The sequence below is a fragment of the Streptomyces sp. NPDC017890 genome (assembly GCF_044328675.1).
GTDB lineage: Bacteria > Actinomycetota > Actinomycetes > Streptomycetales > Streptomycetaceae > Streptomyces.
Genome location: NZ_JBIRHU010000103.1, coordinates 1 through 2,668 on the forward strand (window position 1 = coordinate 1; position 2,668 = coordinate 2,668).

The 2,668-nt window shown below is 64.9% G+C and carries 2 protein-coding genes, 1 tRNA gene and 1 pseudogene; all 4 read right to left on the minus strand.

Annotated features, from left to right (window positions below; translation table 11 throughout):
• Nucleotides 1-4 precede the first annotated feature (4 nt).
• Nucleotides 5-76 (minus strand) — tRNA-Arg (locus ACH4F2_RS35605).
• 61 nt (nucleotides 77-137) lie between these two features.
• Nucleotides 138-362, minus strand: a complete 225-nt coding sequence (locus ACH4F2_RS35610; RefSeq protein ID WP_351645284.1) for a hypothetical protein — start codon at nucleotides 360-362, stop codon at nucleotides 138-140.
• Complete coding sequence (locus tag ACH4F2_RS35615) at nucleotides 359-2,194, minus strand: phage minor capsid protein (protein ID WP_353798929.1); 1,836 nt, start codon at nucleotides 2,192-2,194, stop codon at nucleotides 359-361. The genes ACH4F2_RS35610 and ACH4F2_RS35615 overlap by 4 nt, the downstream gene beginning before the upstream one ends.
• A 19-nt stretch (nucleotides 2,195-2,213) precedes the next feature.
• Nucleotides 2,214-2,668: pseudogene (locus tag ACH4F2_RS35620) on the minus strand (hypothetical protein); the annotation flags it as partial.

The following is a 2,668-nucleotide window of genomic DNA, read 5'->3' on the forward strand; positions in this document are numbered from 1 at the left end:
GACGTTGATGCGGCAGGGGTCGAACCTGCGACTCGCCGGTCAGGAACCGGTTGCTCTCCGGGTGAGCTACGCACCATGAACGGCGACAAGCCCGCTACACCGGTGTGGTGTGCGGGCTTGTCGGCTGTTCGGTTGGGTTAGGCGCCTTGGGGGTGTTCGGCGTGGAACTGCGTCCAGGCCGCGGCGATCGCGGCAGGTCTGTCAGACGGTGTGGCGGTGATGATGGCTGCGAGTGCGTCGTCGTGCCATTGCCCGAACGGGCTGCAAGAGTTGACTTCTCCCTCATCGATCGCGAGGTTGATGTCGTACTCGAATAGTGTTCGCCATTCGGAGTAGCCGGTCGGGGTGCCGTTGGTTCTCATTGCTTTCTAGCCTCCGGAACCTGTGCGAGCAGCATCTCGTGCAGTGCGCGCGAGACTTCCGTTGCGTCGTCGCCGTTGAGTTCGACGTCGAGGAACGCTTCGCCGAGAACTTCGACCGGATCGACGATCATGGGGTTGTCGTGGCGGAACGAGTACCCCGACATCTGACTCTGCAGCCAGCGGGTTTGAGTGTCGTTGTCGCCTTTCACCACCTCAGGATGCCGTGACATGACCTCTGTGACCGTCCGAAGCACTTTCCGGCGCGCCGTGTGATTGCCGAGGTGGTCGATGACGTGCCCGAATTCGTGGACGATGACCGACCACATCCCTCTGCGGGCTGAGTTGCGTGGGTGGAAACCGCCTTGCTCGTCCTGTTCGAGTGAAGCCAGCAGGGCTGACCGGTCGCGGAGCACTGTCTCCGAAACCGAGAGCCTGCCGACGATCCATCCTCCGGGGTTGTCGGGATCCGGATTGCCGCCCGCGTTCGCCAGGTGCCGCTCGGGGAGGTCTCGTGTTCGCAAGCGGGGCGCCCGCGCCCACGGATACCGGTGGTGCATGTCGACGACTGCGTCCACCAGTTCTCCGAATGTGTCCAGGTCTGCGACCTCGAATCCGGTCGCTGCGACGTCGATGTCGGTGAGCCGTTGCAGTTGGCGTTGGTATCCGTCGCCGCCATGTGATCGAGGCGAGTCAGGAGTGGGTGGACCTGGGTTGCCGGTCACCATCGCCGGGCGCTCGAGCCGTGTGCGGTATCCGAGGTCGATCTGTTCTCGGCGCGGCAAGCGTGGCACGCCGGTCTCGTCGACCAGTTCTCGGATTTGCTTCTGTGCTGCGCGTACGCGAGTGTTCGCCGTTGCTATTGCAGCGGGGGTGATCGCTGCCGCGCGCATCCGCTTGCTGGCCCGCACCTCTCGTTCGAGGGCTCGCAACTGTTGCGTGGCCACGTATCCAGCGGGATCAACCGGTGGCACGTTCGGGAGATCGTCGCCGGGCACCCACAGTCGCAAACCGTGGCGGCAGCCCGGGTGGTGCAGTCCGCGTGCGCGTGCCTCGGATAATGACGCCACCACCGGGACTGATCGGCCGGCGTGGATCGCACCGCGTGTGGCGCCAGTCAGGGACAGGAGTCGACCCTGGAACGGTGCGCATTGTGGTGAGCAATTCGCCACGGTGCTTACACGCACCAGGTCGTAGCCGTTCTCGGACAGCAGTGCCGTGTGCGTATCCATCGCAGCCCGCGCGCATGCTGTGCGGGTTGCCATTTCGACGTAGTTGACCAGGTTGATCCTGCGACCGCGCCGATCGACGAAGCCGGTGATTCCGCGTGCGGCGAACCGGTCGAGCATCTGCTGCGCGAGCGCCACCCGACCGGCTTCCCCCTGGATCCGGGAGGATAGGACTCCTGCCATGACCTGCCGGTAGATGCCCTCGGTTGAGGCCAGGATGTGCGGATGCATCCTCGACAACGACGGCAACAACCCCGCAGGTGCGCGAACCAGCGTTGCGGCTGATGTGCGTGGCACGTGCGGTGCTGACTCCCGAAGCCATCCCGGCGGGAGCTCTTTCATCGCCGCACGCCTGCCGCGATCCGCGGACTCGGCCAGCGCCCGTATCGCCTCTCTGCGTCCACGGACGTAGGCACCGGCCATCAACTCCCGCGCCGCGCTGCGGAATTCGTTCATGCGGCTCCACCGACGCACGCCGGACCGCGGTTGGCGGGCATCCTCGGCTACGGCCGCGGCGACACGGCCGATCAGCACTTGCTCGGCTGAGGCGTACACCGCCGACGACGCCCGGATGAGAGCTTCGATCTGCTCGGGGCCTAACGACATCAGCCGTCACCCCCGAAGATCAGTACTCGCTGTCCGGAACGTCGGGTTCGGCGACGTACGCCAGCTTCGCCTTGCGCTCGACGTCCTTCCAGATCCGGTCGACCTCGTCGTTGACGTCGTCACTCGACCAGTTCGGGTGCTGTTGGCGAACCATCTGCTCGACCGAGACGCCATTCGCCGCCGACAATGTTCCGAGCGTCTGGGCCAACTCGACCGGGCTTTGCTGCGGCCGAATCGGAAACCGGATCTCCGGCATGTCCTTCAGCTCGAGACCCGTCCCGAATTGGATGTTGTCGAGTTCGAACCCAGCCCGCGCGAACGGGCGAAGACCAGCCTTGTAGTAGTTGATCTTCTTGTCCCGAGTACGTTCCGACAAACGGTCACGGGAGTTGACCTCAGTTGCCGTCGCGGCACCGGTAGAGGCTGTGAGGGAATTGTCCGGGAACGATCCCGCCGACAGGCCAGCGCCCCGCA

Bases quoted from the DNA above. Each gene is read 5' to 3' on its own strand.
- ACH4F2_RS35610 (WP_351645284.1), bottom strand. From the start codon at position 362: ATGAGAACCAACGGCACCCCGACCGGCTACTCCGAATGGCGAACACTA.
- ACH4F2_RS35615 (WP_353798929.1), bottom strand. From the start codon at position 2,194: ATGTCGTTAGGCCCCGAGCAGATCGAAGCTCTCATCCGGGCGTCGTCG.